We start from the raw sequence: 14,549 nt of genomic DNA, 5'->3' as shown, positions 1-14,549 counted from the left end.
AAGATGCTTTGAGTCTAGCACCGGTTTCGCGCCCGGGAGATGGGTAAAGTTCACGCACACCCAAGACATCTGAAGGACGGAGACATGAAAACCTATCGCATCGCAACCATCCCCGGCGACGGCATCGGCAAGGAAGTCGTACCCGCTGGCGCGCAGGTCCTCGAAGCACTCGCAAACACCACCAGGTCGTTCGCATTCGAATTTGAAAACTTCGACTGGGGTGGCGACTATTATCGCGAGCACGGCGTCATGATGCCCGCCAGCGGGCTCGACGCAATCCGCGACAAGGACGCGATCCTGTTCGGCTCGGCTGGCGATCCCGACATTCCTGATCACATCACACTGTGGGGCCTGCGACTGAAAATCTGTCAGGGCTTCGACCAGTACGCGAATGTCCGTCCGACCCGCATCCTGCCAGGCATCGATGGGCCGCTCAAGCGTTGCAAACCGGAAGATCTGAACTGGGTCATCGTCCGCGAAAACTCAGAGGGCGAATATTCCGGCGTAGGCGGCCGCGTCCATCAGGGGCATCCGATCGAAGCCGCGACGGACGTATCGATCCTGACGCGCGCCGGTGTCGAGCGGATCATGCGTTTCGCGTTCCGTCTCGCGCAATCCCGGCCGCGCAAACTGCTGACCGTCATCACGAAGAGCAACGCGCAGCGTCACGCGATGGTGATGTGGGACGAAATCGCCCTCGAAATCTCGAAGGAATTCCCGGACGTCAAATGGGACAAGGAACTGGTGGACGCATCGACCGCCCGCATGATCAACCGTCCGGCCACGCTCGACACGATCGTCGCCACCAACCTGCACGCCGACATCCTCAGCGACCTCGCCGCCGCACTCGCCGGCAGTCTCGGCATCGCGCCGACGGGCAACATCGATCCGGAACGCCGCTATCCGTCGATGTTCGAACCGATCCACGGTTCCGCGTTCGACATCATGGGCAAGGATCTCGCCAATCCGGTCGGCACCTTCTGGTCGGTTGTCATGCTGCTCGAACATCTGGGCGAATTCGATGCGGCAAAACGCGTGATGCAAGCCGTCGAGGCAGTGACCGCTGATACCTCGCTTCACACCCGTGACCTTGGCGGCACGGCAACGACAGCGCAGGTGACGGCAGCCGTCTGCGCGTTCATCGAGAAAGCCGCTGTGCCCACAGCGAACGCCCCGAAGGAAGTCCCCTTGGGGGACGCGGCTTAAGCCGCTTGAGCGGCTCCGCACAAGCCTGCTCTGCACGCCCGGCCCGGGCGGCCGTGGCCCGGCTCGTTCCGGACACGGCGCATACAAGGAGGAGACAATGATTTCCGAACTCGAAAGCCGGGTTTCCCGCAAGCTCATGCTGCGGATCATCCCGTTTGTGATGCTCCTGTATTTCGTGAGCTTTCTCGACCGCGTCAACGTGGGATTTGCCGCGCTGTCGATGAACAAGGCCATCGGTCTCTCGCCGACGGCCTTCGGTCTTGGCGGCGGACTGTTCTTTATCGGCTACTTCCTGTTCGAAGTGCCGTCGAACCTGATTCTTCACAAGGTCGGTGCGCGCCGGTGGATTGCCCGTGTGATGGTGTCATGGGGAATCGTGTCGTTCGCGTCGGCTTTCGTCGTCGGCCCGAGCAGCTTCTACGCGCTGCGCTTTATCCTGGGTGTCGCCGAAGCAGGCTTCTTCCCCGGCATCATCCTCTATCTGAGCCTGTGGTTTCCGTTGCGTCAGCGTGCGGCCGCAGCGGCATGGTTCATGGCAGCCGCGCCGATCTCGACCGCGATCGGCTCGCCGCTCTCCGGCGCGATCATGAAACTGCCTCCGGTCGCCGGACTTGCCGACTGGCAACTGCTCTACATTCTCGAAGCGGTGCCGGCGATCATTCTGGGCTTCTTTGTACTGAAGTACCTGACGGACACGCCGGCTAAAGCGCAGTGGCTTCAACCGGAAGAGCGCGCATGGCTGATCGCGAAGATGAAAATGGAAGCGGAGGCCAGGCAGTCGCATTCCGGCCACACCGCCGGTGCGCTAAGCGCGTTGCGCGATCCACGCGTGCTCGCGCTCGCACTCATCTACTTTGGCACGTCGGCGGGACTGTACACACTCGGATTGTGGGCGCCGCTGATCATTCGCCAGTATGGGTTCGGTTTGTTCGAAACGGGTCTGCTGGCAGGCGTACCGAGCATCCTTGCCGTGATCCCGATGATCGTGTGGGCAAGGCATTCGGACCGCACGGAAGAGCGCACGTGGCACGTTGTCATTCCCTGTGTGGTGGCGTGCCTCGGATTCGTCTTTGCCGGTAACGCGACTACAGCGTTGATGATCATCCTGGCGCTCGTGATCGTGAACATCGGGATCAGCGCGGCCAAGGCGCCATTGTGGGCGATGCCCAGCATGTTCCTGTCAGGCGCCGGTGCGGCTGCGGGAATCGCGATGATCAATTCGGTCGGCAATCTGGGCGGCTTCGTCGGTCCATTCGCGATCGGATGGCTCAAGAACGTTACGGGCGGTTATTCAGCGGGCCTGTACGTAGTCGGTGCGACGCTGGCCGTGTCCGCGATCGTCACGCTGATGCTGAGCCGGCAATCGAAACAGACTCCGGTCGCGGTCGAAGAGCGACACGGGCACTGAGGGGATTCCCGTAGCTCGCCGGGTCTCTTGCGCTGGGTGTCCGTTCACGCCCGTCAATGATGCCTTATGCCTTCGGAAGCGGAGATTTTCCGCCACGTCGGCGTGGCTTTGGCTCGACACCGACACGCCAGTCGCGCGCAAGCACGAGCGACGTCATCCTTTCCGCGATGTCTTCAAACGCAGGATCGGCTTGCGGTACATATAGCCATTTTCCAAGGACAGGATGCGGCCGCAAGGCGGGCATTTCCTCGATGAGCGCCGCATGGCGCTCTCGCGACGTGCACACCAGCAGGCCACTCCAGGGCTCGTCGCGATCGGCCGCGACCAGACATAACAGGCCGTCGACATAGGCGGCTTCGCAGCCGAACATCGGCTTGCGAATGTAGGTGGCCTCCCGCTCGAATGCCTCGAAGATCCAGACGAGCGAGTTGCGAATGGTGGATGGCATCGGGCGAACCTACAGCTCGACCTTTTCCGCTCCCGCCTGCTCCAGCATCCGCAACGCCGCCTTCTCCGCATTCGCAACATGCAGGCTCGCAAGCTCCTGCGCTGCCTGGGCGTCGCGTGCCTTGAGCGCTTTATACAACCTGTCGATTTCACGCAGGCTGGTGGGCAACCGGTCCGGATGCATCAACGACGTCGTCCGCAACAGGTTAACGCGCGAATACAGGCTCGTCAGGACTTCCTTTACCAGCGCATTGCCGCAGTTATCGAGGAGCACATCGTATAGCGCGGTCTTCGCTCCCAGCACACCGGCCTGATTCTGCGCCATCGCCTCGACACGCAACGCCTTCACCTTTTCGCCGAACAGGACAATCGCCGCATCGCTCGCCAGCCGCGCGAATTCATGCGCGGCAAAGCCTTCGAGCAAGCCTCGCAGCGCGTAGAGTTCGCTCGCTTCCTTTTTCGACATCACGGCAACAATCGGCCCCCTGTGCGGCACGTTGCGCACCAGCTTCTCGGCCTCGAGCTTGCGCAACGCCTCCCGTATCGACGTGCGGCTCACGCCCAGCGTCTCACACAGTTCGCGCTCGATAAGCCGTGCGCCCGGCGCGAAACGTCCGGTCACGATGGCCTGCCGCAACACATTTTCGACTTGATGACGCAGTGTCTCAGGTCGCACCACGCCAATATCAGCTAGCATTATTGTCTTCCTGTCCGACAAGATATGGCGTTCATGATACTTCATCGCGGACCGTTTTCTGAGTCTCCAGCCGTCTGGATCAAGCCCTCAACACACATTGCCCGCGTTTTTTGCTCGAATAATCTGCCACTTGTCGAGCGGCGTGCGCGATGTGATGCGAAGCGTCGCATCGAACGTCAACACCAGCGGCTGGGCGTGCGCGACCTCGATTGACGCAATCGCCACGTCGTCGATATCGTCCAGATGCTTGAACAACGCACGCAGTGAATTCCCGTGAGCAACCATCAGCACCGACTCCCCATTTTGCAGAGCCGGCGCCACGCATTCCTCCCACAACGGCAGTACGCGCACCAGCGTATCGCGCAGGCTTTCGGTGCGCGGCAGCGTGTCGAGGTCCGACATCGACGCATCGTGGAGCGCGTCAAGCAATTCACGCTGTGCGGGGGGATCGAGCGGCGGCGGAGCGATATTGAACCCACGCCGCCATTCGCGCACCCGCGCCACGCCGAACACAGCCGCAGCCGCCGCTTTCTCCATGCCGGTCAACGCGCCGTAGTGCCGGTCATTCAAACGCCACGAGCGCGTCGTCCGCAGATTCGGCTCGCCAAGTGCGTGCACGAGGTGCTGAAGCGTCACCGTCGCCCGCTGTAACGCCGACGTAACCGCCAGATCGAAGTTAAAACCCGCGTCGCGCAACTGCTCGCCAACGCGCCGCGCCTGTTCGACGCCCGCCTCCGACAACCCGACGTCGGTCCAGCCAGTGAAGCGGTTCGCATGATTCCACACCGACTGTCCGTGGCGAAGTACAACGAGCGTAGCGTGATCCGGCATGTCCGTATGGCTCGCTAGTTGTAGCCGGGTATCGCGGCGGCCCGCACGGGCAACATGGCCTCGCCCGGCATCATCGAATACCGCGACGTCACGTTACGCATCGGTGTGCGCTTCTGTTCGCGCCAGCGCGGCTTCGAGCAGCGGTGCGCCAAGCTCGGCACCGTGTATGCCGGTCGTGCTGACGATCTCCAGCATTTCCATGATCTCTTCGGCAGTTGCTCCGTAATGCAGCGCGTTGCGCATATGGAGTTTCAGACCCGGCACGTACAGGTGCGTGGCGGACGCGTCGAACGCGCAATAGATCAGTTCCTTGACCTTCGGGCTCAACGGGCCCGTGCGCCACGGCACCGATGAAAACGCGAGATACGCATCGAACAGATCGGGGTCGAGTTCGAGCAGACCGTCCCACGAGGGATGCCAGTAGCCGCGATTCTTCTCGAACCCCGCCTTCAGTGCGAGCCGACGTTCATCAAGTGGCGGCGGCCCCGCGCGCATGCCCTCCTCTTCAAGCACTTCGAGCAGTACCGGCACGCCAACGTTGCTCGTATGAATGCCGATCGTGCTGATCAGTTCGAGCACTTCCATCAACTCCTCGCGCGTCGCGCCAAACGACAACGCGCGCTCCAGGTGATGCGCGACACCCGGCGCATGAAGCTGTGTCGCGCACGCATCGGCGGCGAGCGCGATGAACTCCCGGGTCTTGTCATCGAGATAACGCTTGCGCTGCGGCACTTCGGAAAACGTGAGATACGCGTCAACGAAGCCGGCGTCGAGGCGCAACATGCTGTCCCACGCAGCGTTCCATGCGCCGTGTACACGGACGAATTTTTCCTTGATACGCTGCGCGTCACGTTGCTGCAGTTCCTGTCCGGTCAAACTCATTGCATCGTTCCTGTTGAAAGCAGAGGGCCCCGCCCGCGATTGCCGGTTATCGATACGTGCTTCCGGGCGCGCGAGATCACGCGCACCGGACGCCTGCACGATCAGCGTGCAGTGCCTGACGGATAGTCCCGTTCAGCCACTTCTTCCTGCCACGTCCCTTTACCGATCGACGTCGCGATATGCACCATGTAGCTGCCGGCGCTCGCACCGTGCCAATGCCGCTCGTTTGGACCGATAAAAACGATGTCACCCTGGCGGATCTCCTGCGGCTCCTCGCCGTCAAGGCAGATCCAGCCCTTGCCAGCCGTTACCTGCAATACCTGGCCCTGCTCATGCGTGTGCCAGTAGGTACGGCCGCCCGGCGCGAAGAACACCGTGTTGATCGTGACGCCGCTGGTCGCCGGCATCACCGGGTCGGCCCACACCGTGCCCGAGAACGTTTCGCTGCGACGCTCCGACATTGCGCCGTCCGCCCTGCCGTGAAAGACCTTCATGCGCTTTTCTCCTGCTTCTGTTGACCGTCGAACAGCCGCACGCCGCCCGACACGTCGCCGATCGCATCGACGACCCGATTGCTGATCACGTCGCCATAGCCGAGCGCCGTGCCGAGACCGAAGCTTGCGAGCGGACCGGCAGCATTCAGCGACATCACGCCGAGTTCGCGCACGCGGTCCACGTACAGCACGACATCCTTCGTCATCAGTTTGCCGGTCAGGCCGCCTTCGAGATAATCGCCGTCGACGATTTTCGGAAAGCGGTTCAGCGTCGCGAAGTTGACTCCGCTGCTGCTGTTCAGCACGTCGAGCAGCACATGCAGGTCGAGCCCGGCTTTCTTGCCGGCCACCATCACCTCCGCGCTCGCCGCGAGGCTCACGGCGTTCAGGAAATTGTTCAGCAGCTTCGTCGTGTGGCCCGCCCCGCTCCCGCCCATATACGCGACCTTTGAGCTGATCGGCGCGAAGGCCCACTTCAGCGCGTCGACCGCGCCGGCGTCGCCGCCCACCATCAGCGTCAACGTGCCTTTCTCCGCAGCCGCGGCGCCGCCCGAAATACCGGCATCGATATAGTGAACGCCGCGACCGGCGAACAGCTTCGCGAGCCGGATCGTCGAACTGGCCGCAGCCGTGCTCAGATCCACGACCGTCTGGCCTTCGCGACAGTGCGCGAGCACCCCCCCCTCGCCCTCGACAACCGCTTCGACCACGTTGCTGTCCGGCAGCGACATCATCACGACGTCCGCATACGCGAGCACGTCGCGCAGCGTACCGGCGGGTTGCGCACCGGCCGCCGCGATGCGCCCAGGCGCCGTGTCGTAGCCGAGCACCGCGATGCCCGAGTCGACGAGACGCCGGGTCATGCGGCCGCCCATGTTGCCAAGACCGATGAAACCGATCCGTTCCTTGTTCATGAATCCCATTCCTCCACGAAAATCACAAAAACAACCATCCGGCTAGAAATCGACGTCCTTCGTTTCGGGCCCCATCAGCGCACCGACCGTCCCGATCAATCCGCCGACGCACAGCAGCACCACCGACGTCAGCGCGAGCGGCATGAACGCGCTCAACCAGTTCATATAGAACGCGTAGAACGACGGAATGATCACCGAGAGACTGAAACCCACGCCGAATCCCGTCGCGCGCACGTCGGTCACGAAGCGTTCGTTGATGTACGTGACGATCACGCCCCACGGCGATGTCACCAGCACGGCGAGCACACAGACGATGAACATGATGGCCGGCAGCGACAGCCCGTCGACGTTGGCGAGCACATACAGCAGCGCGGCGCCCACCGTGGCGATCAGCGGGCCGACGATCGCAAAGAACCGCCGCCGCCCGATCTTCTGCGCGATCATCCCGGAGCCGATATAGGTGAAGAACAGCACGAAGTACGTGAGCATCAGCGTCGACGTCATCTGAAAGCCGGTCAGATGGAGCTGGCGAACCAGAAGACCGGTCGGCAGGAAAATCGTGATGATGTTCTGCGTGAGCCAGAAGCCCGTCATCATCACCAGCACCTGCAGCAGATTGCGTCCGCTTTTGCCGCGAATCAGGTCCGACAGCGGCAGCTTCTCCGCCGCGCCGGTCTTGTCGGCGGTTTCGCTTTCCCAGATTTCCGATTCGGCGACCTTGCGCACGTAGTACATCGCGAGCGCGCCGGCCAGCACCGCGCCGAGCACGAACGGAATACGCCAGCCCCATTGCGCATAGGGTGAATGCGTGCCGTTCAGCGGAAAGAGCGCGAACATCAGCATCGCGATGAGATTGATCGTCACGTACGCTGCCGGAAAACCGGCGATGATGAAACCGCCCACGAAGCCGCGCTGTTCCTTCTTCGAATACTCGATCGCGAGCGGCATCGCACCGGTGTAGCCACCGCCGAGAAAAATCCCGTCGACGAAACGCAGCAGCACCAGCAGCCAGTACGACATGATCCCGATACTCTCGTAGCCGGGCAGCAGCGCGATCAGCAACGTGACGACGCCGAAGCCCGACACCGACCAGATCGACGCCTTGCGGCGTCCAATGCGATCGGCCACCATGCCGAACAGCAGCGCGCCGACCGGCCGGCCGAGCAGTGTCGTGATGAACACCAGCGACGCCAGAATCGTCTCCATCCCTCTCGACAGATGCGCCGGCTGGAAAAACGCCAGCACCGGTGACAGCACCACCACTGGCAGGTAAATATCGAACATGTCGATGAACTCAGAGAAGAACGCGCCCTTGATCGCGTTGCGTCTCTTCGTTTCAACCGACTGCTCGCCCTCCGACCTTACGACCTCATCTGCAGTCAATGCCTTCATCGTGTGTCTCCAGTTCGTTGTGCGCACCGCGCAGCGGTGCATATCTCTCCGTACGCTGCGGATGGCGTATTCAGGCCGTCGAAGTCTCCGCCTCGTAGGCCTTGATCGCTTCGCTGGCGACGCGGAACGCCGCCAGTGCAAGCGGCGCGCCGCAGTAGACCGCGGCCTGCATCAGCACCGCGCGGATTTCCCCGGTCGTCACGCCGTTGCGCAGCGCGCCCTTCACGTGTACAGAGAGTTCGTGGTGCTGGCTCATCGCGGTGAGCATGCCGAGATTCAGCATGCTGCGCGTCTTGAACGACAGCGTCGTATCGCCCCAGATGTCGCCCCAGCAACTTTCAGTGACGAATTTCTGCATCGGCCTGTTGAAGTCGTCGGCATTCGCCCAGGATTTCTCCACGTGCGCGGCGCCAAGCACCTCCTTGCGGTTCTCAAAACCTCTGTCAAAGCGTTCACTCTTGTCCATCGTGCGTTCCTCGCAGGTTCATATCCGTCAATACTATTACTGCCTGACCAGATGATTGTCCGACAATTTATAAAAGGAAAATTTTTTACGGCGACAACCCGATCCGAACGGATCAGTCCGCGCCGTAGCCCACCATCGCCTTGGTCTCCAGATATTCGCGCAACCCCGCTTCACCCCATTCGCGACCGTTGCCCGAGCGCTTGTAGCCGCCGAACGGCGCACCGAAATCCGCCGGCGGATAGTTCAGATGCACACCGCCCGCGCGCAACGCACGCCCGATCTTGCGGGCGCGCCGCACGTCGCCTGACTGCACGTACGCGGCGAGGCCGTACTCCGTTCCGTTTGCAATTCCGATCGCTTCGTCTTCCGTGTCGTACGCGATCATCGACAACACGGGTCCGAAAATCTCCTCGCGCGCGATCGTCATTTGCGGTGTGACGTCGGCGAAGATTGTCGGGCGCGCGTAGTAGCCCCTGTCGACATCCGCCGGCAAGCCGGTGCCGCCCGTCACGAGACGCGCGCCTTCGTCGATGCCCGTCTGGATCAGCATCTGCACGCGTTCGAACTGGTTACGGTTGACGAGCGGGCCGAGCTGCGTCGCAGGATCGTCGGTCGGGCCGACACAATAGGCTTCCGCCGCGCGCTTTGCGATCTGCGCGGCGTCGTTCATCAGATGGCGCGGCACAAGCATGCGCGTCGGAATCGAGCACGACTGGCCCGAGTTTGTGAAACACGCCGCCACGCCGCGCGTGACGGCCTCGTCGAGGTTCACGTCGTCGAGCAGGATGTTGGCCGACTTGCCGCCCAGCTCCTGCGCAACGCGCTTCACCGTCTCCGCCGCCGCCTTTGCAACCAGTACGCCCGCACGCGTCGAGCCCGTGAACGACACCATGTCGATGTCCGGGTGGCTCGCGATCGCCGCGCCCACGCCAGGGCCGTCGCCATTCACCAGGTTGAACACACCGGCCGGCACGCCGGCTTCGTGAAGCACCTCGGCGAACAGCAGTGCGCTCAGCGGCGAATACTCGCTCGGCTTCAGCACCATCGTGCAACCGGCCGCGAGCGCGGGCGCGATCTTCACGACGATCTGGTTGACGGGCCAGTTCCAGGGCGTGATGAGTCCGCATACGCCGACGGGTTCCAGCACCACTCGCGTGCTGCCGCGCTGCTCCTCGAATTCGAAGCGTTCGAGCACGTCGATGAGCGCGTTCAGATGCGCCGGACCGCGCACCGCCTGGCCGTTGCGCGCGAAGGTGATCGGCGCGCCCATTTCGCGGCGCATCGCCTCGGCGAATTCGTCGTAGCGACGCTCGTAGATCTGCAGAACGCGCTTCAACAGCGCGACGCGCTCAGCGACGACGGTCCCGGACCACGCGGGAAACGCGCGGCGCGCGGCGGCCACCGCGCGATCGACGTCCTCCGCGCCGCCCAGCGCGAGCCGCTCGAATGGGGTTTCTGTCGCTGGATCGACGATGTCGAACCACGTGGCGGACACGGGCTCGACCCATCGTCCGTCGATATAGAACTGTGCTGCATGAGACATGACACACTCCAGTCAATGCGGGATCGGGTTCTAGCGCAACGCCGAAAAAGCCGTCGGCGTCAGAAAGTGGTTTTCGATGCGCTCGACGATCGGCCTGTCCGCTTCGGTCGCCGCGCGCTTCGTGATCCAGTCGGCGTCTGCCTGGAATGCATTCCACTTCTGCTCGCGTTCAGCGAGGCTTTCCCACTTCAGCATGTAGGTGAGCGCGTGATTGCTCGGCCCGATCAGCGTGGTCCAGAAACCGATCTGCTGGATGCCGTGCTTCTCGAAGAAGCCGAGCGTGGTGCTCGTGAAACGGTCCAGCAGCGCCGGCAGGCGAGTGGGGGCACAGTGATAGATGCGCAATTCGACGATCATGTTGTTCTCCTGCGAGGGCATCAACGCGACGGCGTGCGTCGCGAACAGCCGGTTGATTGATCAGACGGCCGGACCCTTGCCCGACGACCAGTTCTCGACGTATTCGACGAGTTCGGTCATGTCACGCCGCGTGCCGTCCTGCATCGCCGCGTAGTTCCAGACCTGGCGCGCGGCGTTGCCGACCCACATGGGCACGCCGAGCGCCTGGCATTCGTCGACCGCGAGGCCGATGTCCTTGCAGACGCTGCCGATCGGAAAGCCGAAGTCGAACGTGCGCGTCAGCACCTGTTTGGGAAACTTGTCGAGCGTCGCGCCGTTCTTGCCACTGCCGGCGTTGAACACCGACATCATGACTTCAGGATCGAGCCCGCCTTTCACGCCCGCGACGAATGCCTCGGACGTAATGGCGAAGGCCGTCGACGAAAGCATGTTGTTCAGCAGTTTCAGCAATTGCCCCTGCCCTGCCTCGTCACCGACGACGAAGACCTTGCCGAGCACCTCGAACAGGCCACGGATCTCGTCGACCGCGGCAGGCTTGCCGGCCGCCATGATTGCCAGCGTGCCCTTCTGTGCGCCCGCGGCGCCACCGCTGACGGGCGCATCGACCGTCTCGATGCCTTTCGCGAGCAGGCTGGCCGCCACTTCCTTTTCGGTACGCGAGCCGACAGTCGACAGATCGACGAGAATCTTCACGGCGCTGCCGCTAACGATACCGTCGTCACCAGTCGCAACCTGCCTGAACACTGCGGGCGTCGGCAGGCTCGTGAAGATGATGCGCGCCGTGTCCGCCACTTCGCGCACCGACTTCGCTGCTCTCGCGCCGAGCGCCGACAGTTCCGCGAGCGCCGCTTCGTCGCGATCGAACACGACCAGCGCGTGCCCCGCTTCGATGAGACGGCGCGCCATCGGACGCCCCATCACGCCCACACCGATAAAACCGATTTTCTGACTTTCCGACATAACTCCCTCACGCGTCTGAAAAACTGCTTGCAATAACTTCGCTATCTGTTCGCCATCATGCGCCGGCTGTCAGGCCACCCGACGCGCGGCGCGCATCGGTGCGGCGCTGTCAGGCTCATGATCCAGCTGCCAAAGCACATCGAGCAGTGCCTGCGGATCGACGCCCGAGCGGCCATACGCCGCCAGCTCACGCAGCTTCGCAGCCAGCTCCACATCGCCGGGCGGCGCGGCAAGGCTGCCACGGGCAGCCTGCACGCGACGTGACACGCGTTCGCCCGAGTGCAACACGATCGTCACCTGCGCGGACTCGACGGGCCACGAGGCGTCGTCGATAAAGCGCAGACGGCTGGCAAACGCGCGCAGCGACGGATCGGCCACGGCAGCGTCGCTGAATTCCGCGAGACTGGCCTTGCCGCGCGCAAGCGTCACCGCAACCGCGTGCTGCGCGCTGACCTGCGATTCGCGTCCGGAGCGGATGCCAGGCCGGTCGGTCCGTTCACGCAGCAACGGATGACCCGTGAGTTCGACACGCTCGATCTCGTCGAAGCGCCACCGTGCATCGCGGCGCAGATCGAGGCATGCGTCAATCACCGGATTGAGCACGACGCCACATGGATACGGCTTGTAGGTATTCGACAGCAGCGCCCATTCACGGCCTGGCCCTTCGCTGATCGCACTGAAATCGGGCCGTTGTGCGGTGACACGCAGAAAGCCACGTTCGCCTTCGAGCGGCGCGTCGGGCCCGGAAAATCCATCCGCCGCGAGCAGCGCCGACAGCAAGCCGTTACGCGCAGCGTTGCCGACGCTGATGCTCTTCGACATCGTGCCGAGCGTCTCGACGAGACCCGATGCCTGCGCGGACGCATTGCCCAACGCCCAGACGATGTGCTGCGCGTCGAGTCCCACGGCCTTCGCGACCGCGGCGGCCGCGCCGAACACACCACACGTCGACGTGATGTGCCAGCCGCGCTGATAGTGTTCCGGCGACACCGCGTTGCCGATCCGGCACTCCACTTCAACGCCCACGACGAACGCAAGCAGCAGCGCCTCGCCGCTCAATTGCCGCGCTTCGGCGAGCGCGAACAACGCAGCGGCGACCGGTGCGGTCGGATGGATGATGGTGGGCAGATGCGTGTCGTCGAAATCGAAGACGTTGGCGCTCATCGCGTTGAGCGCCGCGCCGTTCAGGATGTCGGTGCGTTCGCGGCGGCCGATCACGCCTGCGTCGTCGCCGGCGCGAAAGCGGTCGTACACGCTGACGGCCTTGTCGATGGCTGGATCCGAGCAACCGGCCAACGCGACGGCAAAGTAATTGACCAGCGAACGCTTCGCCTCGTGACGCACCACGGCGGGCACATCGGCCCAGCGTGTGCGCTCGACGAAATCCGCGAGCCGTCGCGTCAGGCCGGCGGCTTCGTGAGTTCGATGGTTTTCAGCGGGCAATGTCATGTCGGGCGATTTCCCTCGTTATTCCCTTTTGCCGTTCTGTCATGTCGCGTGAGGCAGATCGCATTACTTCGCCGCCGCGGCAGCATCATGTTCGAGCGTGCAGCCCGGTTCGCCCGCCGCCTCGGCGGCGATTGCCTCGAGCGAACGGTTCCTGGTCTCCGGGCCCAGTACGCCGACGATCAGCGCCTGCAGCAGCAACGTTCCGACGATCAGCGTCAGCACGCCCGTGATGCCGAAGCCGGTGAACGCCGCCGCGACCACATACGGCACCACGATACTGACCGCGCGACCCACCGTGTTCGACACGCCCGAGCCGCGCAGGCGCAAGTCGGTTGGAAACAGTTCGGGGACATACGTCGCCACGCTGAACGAGGACAGCACATAGATGCAGCAGGTAATCGCAAAACCGAGCGCCGTGATCGCCACTGCCGACTGCGCGAACGGATATGCGATGCCAAAGCCGGCACAGATCAGCGAAAACAGCACGATGCCCCATTTGCGGCCGACGTGTTCGGCAAGCGCGAACGCGATCAGCGAACCGATCGGCCCACCCGCGAACATGATCGCAGTGATGCCAAGCGAGTTCGATACGCTGTGACCCTGCTTGACGAGAAACGTCGGAATCCAGCTGACGAACGCGTAATTGACTGTGAAGAGTGCGACCAGCACCGTGATCCCGATGATCGTGCGGATACGCAGGCGACTCGAGAACAGATCGGCGAGTCTTCCCTTGCCGGCCGTGCTCGCACGGGCAGGCTGCTGCGCGGCGGCGGCGATGGCGGTGGTGGAATCGACACCGCATGCGGCCTCGATACGCGACACAATCTGGTTCGCTTCGTCGCCGCGATTGCGCGCCGCCAGCCAGCGCGGCGATTCAGGCATCGACTTGCGCAGGAACCAGACGAAGAGCGCGCCGCAGCCGGCAATCGCGAACATCCAGCGCCAGCCGTATTGCGGCACGATCAGCCAGCCGAGGAAGGTCGACAGGAACAGCGACGTGTTGATGACCAGATTGAGGATCGTGCCGAAACGGCCGCGCCACCGGGCGGGAATGAACTCGCTCAGCGTGCCGTAGCCGACCACGATTTCGGCGCCCATGCCAATGCCCATCACGAGGCGAAAGAAGATCAGCCAGTAGATCGACGGCGCGAGTGCCGCGGCGATCGATGCAAAACCGTAGATGCCCAGATTGAACTGGTAGGAAAAACGCCGGCCGAAACGGTCGCCCAGCAGCCCGGACAACCAGGCACCCGCCATCATGCCGAGGAATGTGACGGAGACGAACATCGCGTTCAGCTTGAGCGTCGATTCGCCGTTGTGGATCATCGCTGCAAGCACCGTGCCCGCGATGTAGATATCGAACGAATCGAAATACATGCCAGCGGCGATCAGGCCAAGCAGCCGCCAGTGATAACCGGACAGTGGCAACCTGTCCAGTCGGAATCCGATGCTCGCTTCGCTCTGCATAAGGCTGTCTCCGGCGATTTTTCTTGATGCGTTCGT

Annotated in this window: 15 protein-coding genes; 2 read left to right on the top strand and 13 right to left on the bottom strand. The window is 63.0% G+C overall.

Annotation, left to right across the window (positions count from 1 at the left end; all coding sequences use genetic code 11):
• Positions 1-84: 84 nt before the first annotated feature.
• Complete coding sequence (locus LPA37_RS11865; protein WP_229012639.1) at positions 85-1,206, top strand: tartrate dehydrogenase; 1,122 nt, start codon at positions 85-87, stop codon at positions 1,204-1,206.
• A gap of 97 nt (positions 1,207-1,303) precedes the next feature.
• The gene (locus LPA37_RS11860) at positions 1,304-2,614 is read left to right on the top strand and encodes an MFS transporter (RefSeq protein WP_229012638.1); all 1,311 of its coding nucleotides are present in this window, start codon (positions 1,304-1,306) and stop codon (positions 2,612-2,614) included.
• Between the two features lie 64 nt (positions 2,615-2,678).
• Here LPA37_RS11860 and LPA37_RS11855 read toward each other — a convergent pair whose 3' ends face one another.
• The 13 genes from LPA37_RS11855 to LPA37_RS11795 all read right to left on the bottom strand — a co-directional run bounded on the left by LPA37_RS11855 (position 2,679) and on the right by LPA37_RS11795 (position 14,513).
• Positions 2,679-3,062: a hypothetical protein gene (locus LPA37_RS11855; RefSeq protein ID WP_229012637.1), complete on the bottom strand. Its 384-nt coding sequence runs from the start codon at positions 3,060-3,062 to the stop codon at positions 2,679-2,681.
• A gap of 9 nt (positions 3,063-3,071) precedes the next feature.
• Positions 3,072-3,758 (bottom strand): GntR family transcriptional regulator, encoded by a 687-nt coding sequence (locus LPA37_RS11850; protein ID WP_228979585.1) that lies wholly within the window; start codon positions 3,756-3,758, stop codon positions 3,072-3,074.
• Between the two features lie 87 nt (positions 3,759-3,845).
• A complete protein-coding gene (locus LPA37_RS11845; protein WP_229012636.1) occupies positions 3,846-4,589 on the bottom strand; it encodes a 2,3-bisphosphoglycerate-dependent phosphoglycerate mutase in 744 nt (247 codons plus the stop codon).
• Positions 4,590-4,682: 93 nt separating this feature from the next.
• Positions 4,683-5,471, bottom strand: coding sequence for a carboxymuconolactone decarboxylase family protein (locus LPA37_RS11840; RefSeq protein WP_228979590.1), 789 nt, complete (start codon positions 5,469-5,471; stop codon positions 4,683-4,685).
• 101 nt (positions 5,472-5,572) lie between these two features.
• Complete coding sequence (locus tag LPA37_RS11835; protein ID WP_229012635.1) at positions 5,573-5,965, bottom strand: cupin domain-containing protein; 393 nt, start codon at positions 5,963-5,965, stop codon at positions 5,573-5,575.
• Positions 5,962-6,879 carry an NAD(P)-dependent oxidoreductase gene (locus LPA37_RS11830; protein WP_229012634.1) on the bottom strand — a complete coding sequence of 306 codons (918 nt, stop codon included), beginning with the start codon at positions 6,877-6,879 and terminating at the stop codon, positions 5,962-5,964. The genes LPA37_RS11835 and LPA37_RS11830 overlap by 4 nt, the downstream gene beginning before the upstream one ends.
• Positions 6,880-6,921: 42 nt before the next feature.
• Positions 6,922-8,271: an MFS transporter gene (locus LPA37_RS11825; protein WP_228979596.1), complete on the bottom strand. Its 1,350-nt coding sequence runs from the start codon at positions 8,269-8,271 to the stop codon at positions 6,922-6,924.
• A 70-nt stretch (positions 8,272-8,341) separates the two neighbouring features.
• Positions 8,342-8,737 (bottom strand): carboxymuconolactone decarboxylase family protein, encoded by a 396-nt coding sequence (locus LPA37_RS11820; protein WP_228979599.1) that lies wholly within the window; start codon positions 8,735-8,737, stop codon positions 8,342-8,344.
• A gap of 112 nt (positions 8,738-8,849) precedes the next feature.
• Positions 8,850-10,280, bottom strand: coding sequence for an aldehyde dehydrogenase family protein (locus tag LPA37_RS11815; RefSeq protein WP_229012633.1), 1,431 nt, complete (start codon positions 10,278-10,280; stop codon positions 8,850-8,852).
• A 30-nt stretch (positions 10,281-10,310) separates the two neighbouring features.
• On the bottom strand, positions 10,311-10,637 hold the full coding sequence (locus LPA37_RS11810; RefSeq protein ID WP_228979602.1) for an NIPSNAP family protein: 327 nt from the start codon (positions 10,635-10,637) through the stop codon (positions 10,311-10,313).
• Between the two features lie 60 nt (positions 10,638-10,697).
• On the bottom strand, positions 10,698-11,597 hold the full coding sequence (locus LPA37_RS11805) for an NAD(P)-dependent oxidoreductase (protein WP_228979604.1): 900 nt from the start codon (positions 11,595-11,597) through the stop codon (positions 10,698-10,700).
• Positions 11,598-11,666: 69 nt separating this feature from the next.
• On the bottom strand, positions 11,667-13,046 hold the full coding sequence (locus LPA37_RS11800; protein ID WP_229012632.1) for an MmgE/PrpD family protein: 1,380 nt from the start codon (positions 13,044-13,046) through the stop codon (positions 11,667-11,669).
• A 63-nt stretch (positions 13,047-13,109) separates the two neighbouring features.
• Positions 13,110-14,513, bottom strand: coding sequence for an MFS transporter (locus LPA37_RS11795; protein ID WP_228979608.1), 1,404 nt, complete (start codon positions 14,511-14,513; stop codon positions 13,110-13,112).
• Between the last annotated feature and the right edge of the window lie 36 nt (positions 14,514-14,549).

The organism is Paraburkholderia gardini, assembly GCF_907164545.1.
Taxonomy (GTDB): domain Bacteria; phylum Pseudomonadota; class Gammaproteobacteria; order Burkholderiales; family Burkholderiaceae; genus Paraburkholderia; species Paraburkholderia gardini.
This window is presented reverse-complemented; position numbering and strand designations above follow the sequence as displayed.

Bases quoted from the DNA above. Each gene is read 5' to 3' on its own strand.
- LPA37_RS11865 (WP_229012639.1), top strand. From the start codon at position 85: ATGAAAACCTATCGCATCGCAACCATCCCCGGCGACGGCATCGGCAAG.
- LPA37_RS11860 (WP_229012638.1), top strand. From the start codon at position 1,304: ATGATTTCCGAACTCGAAAGCCGGGTTTCCCGCAAGCTCATGCTGCGG.
- LPA37_RS11855 (WP_229012637.1), bottom strand. From the start codon at position 3,062: ATGCCATCCACCATTCGCAACTCGCTCGTCTGGATCTTCGAGGCATTC.
- LPA37_RS11850 (WP_228979585.1), bottom strand. From the start codon at position 3,758: ATGCTAGCTGATATTGGCGTGGTGCGACCTGAGACACTGCGTCATCAA.
- LPA37_RS11845 (WP_229012636.1), bottom strand. From the start codon at position 4,589: ATGCCGGATCACGCTACGCTCGTTGTACTTCGCCACGGACAGTCGGTG.
- LPA37_RS11840 (WP_228979590.1), bottom strand. From the start codon at position 5,471: ATGAGTTTGACCGGACAGGAACTGCAGCAACGTGACGCGCAGCGTATC.
- LPA37_RS11835 (WP_229012635.1), bottom strand. From the start codon at position 5,965: ATGAAGGTCTTTCACGGCAGGGCGGACGGCGCAATGTCGGAGCGTCGC.
- LPA37_RS11830 (WP_229012634.1), bottom strand. From the start codon at position 6,879: ATGAACAAGGAACGGATCGGTTTCATCGGTCTTGGCAACATGGGCGGC.
- LPA37_RS11825 (WP_228979596.1), bottom strand. From the start codon at position 8,271: ATGAAGGCATTGACTGCAGATGAGGTCGTAAGGTCGGAGGGCGAGCAG.
- LPA37_RS11820 (WP_228979599.1), bottom strand. From the start codon at position 8,737: ATGGACAAGAGTGAACGCTTTGACAGAGGTTTTGAGAACCGCAAGGAG.
- LPA37_RS11815 (WP_229012633.1), bottom strand. From the start codon at position 10,280: ATGTCTCATGCAGCACAGTTCTATATCGACGGACGATGGGTCGAGCCC.
- LPA37_RS11810 (WP_228979602.1), bottom strand. From the start codon at position 10,637: ATGATCGTCGAATTGCGCATCTATCACTGTGCCCCCACTCGCCTGCCG.
- LPA37_RS11805 (WP_228979604.1), bottom strand. From the start codon at position 11,597: ATGTCGGAAAGTCAGAAAATCGGTTTTATCGGTGTGGGCGTGATGGGG.
- LPA37_RS11800 (WP_229012632.1), bottom strand. From the start codon at position 13,046: ATGACATTGCCCGCTGAAAACCATCGAACTCACGAAGCCGCCGGCCTG.
- LPA37_RS11795 (WP_228979608.1), bottom strand. From the start codon at position 14,513: ATGCAGAGCGAAGCGAGCATCGGATTCCGACTGGACAGGTTGCCACTG.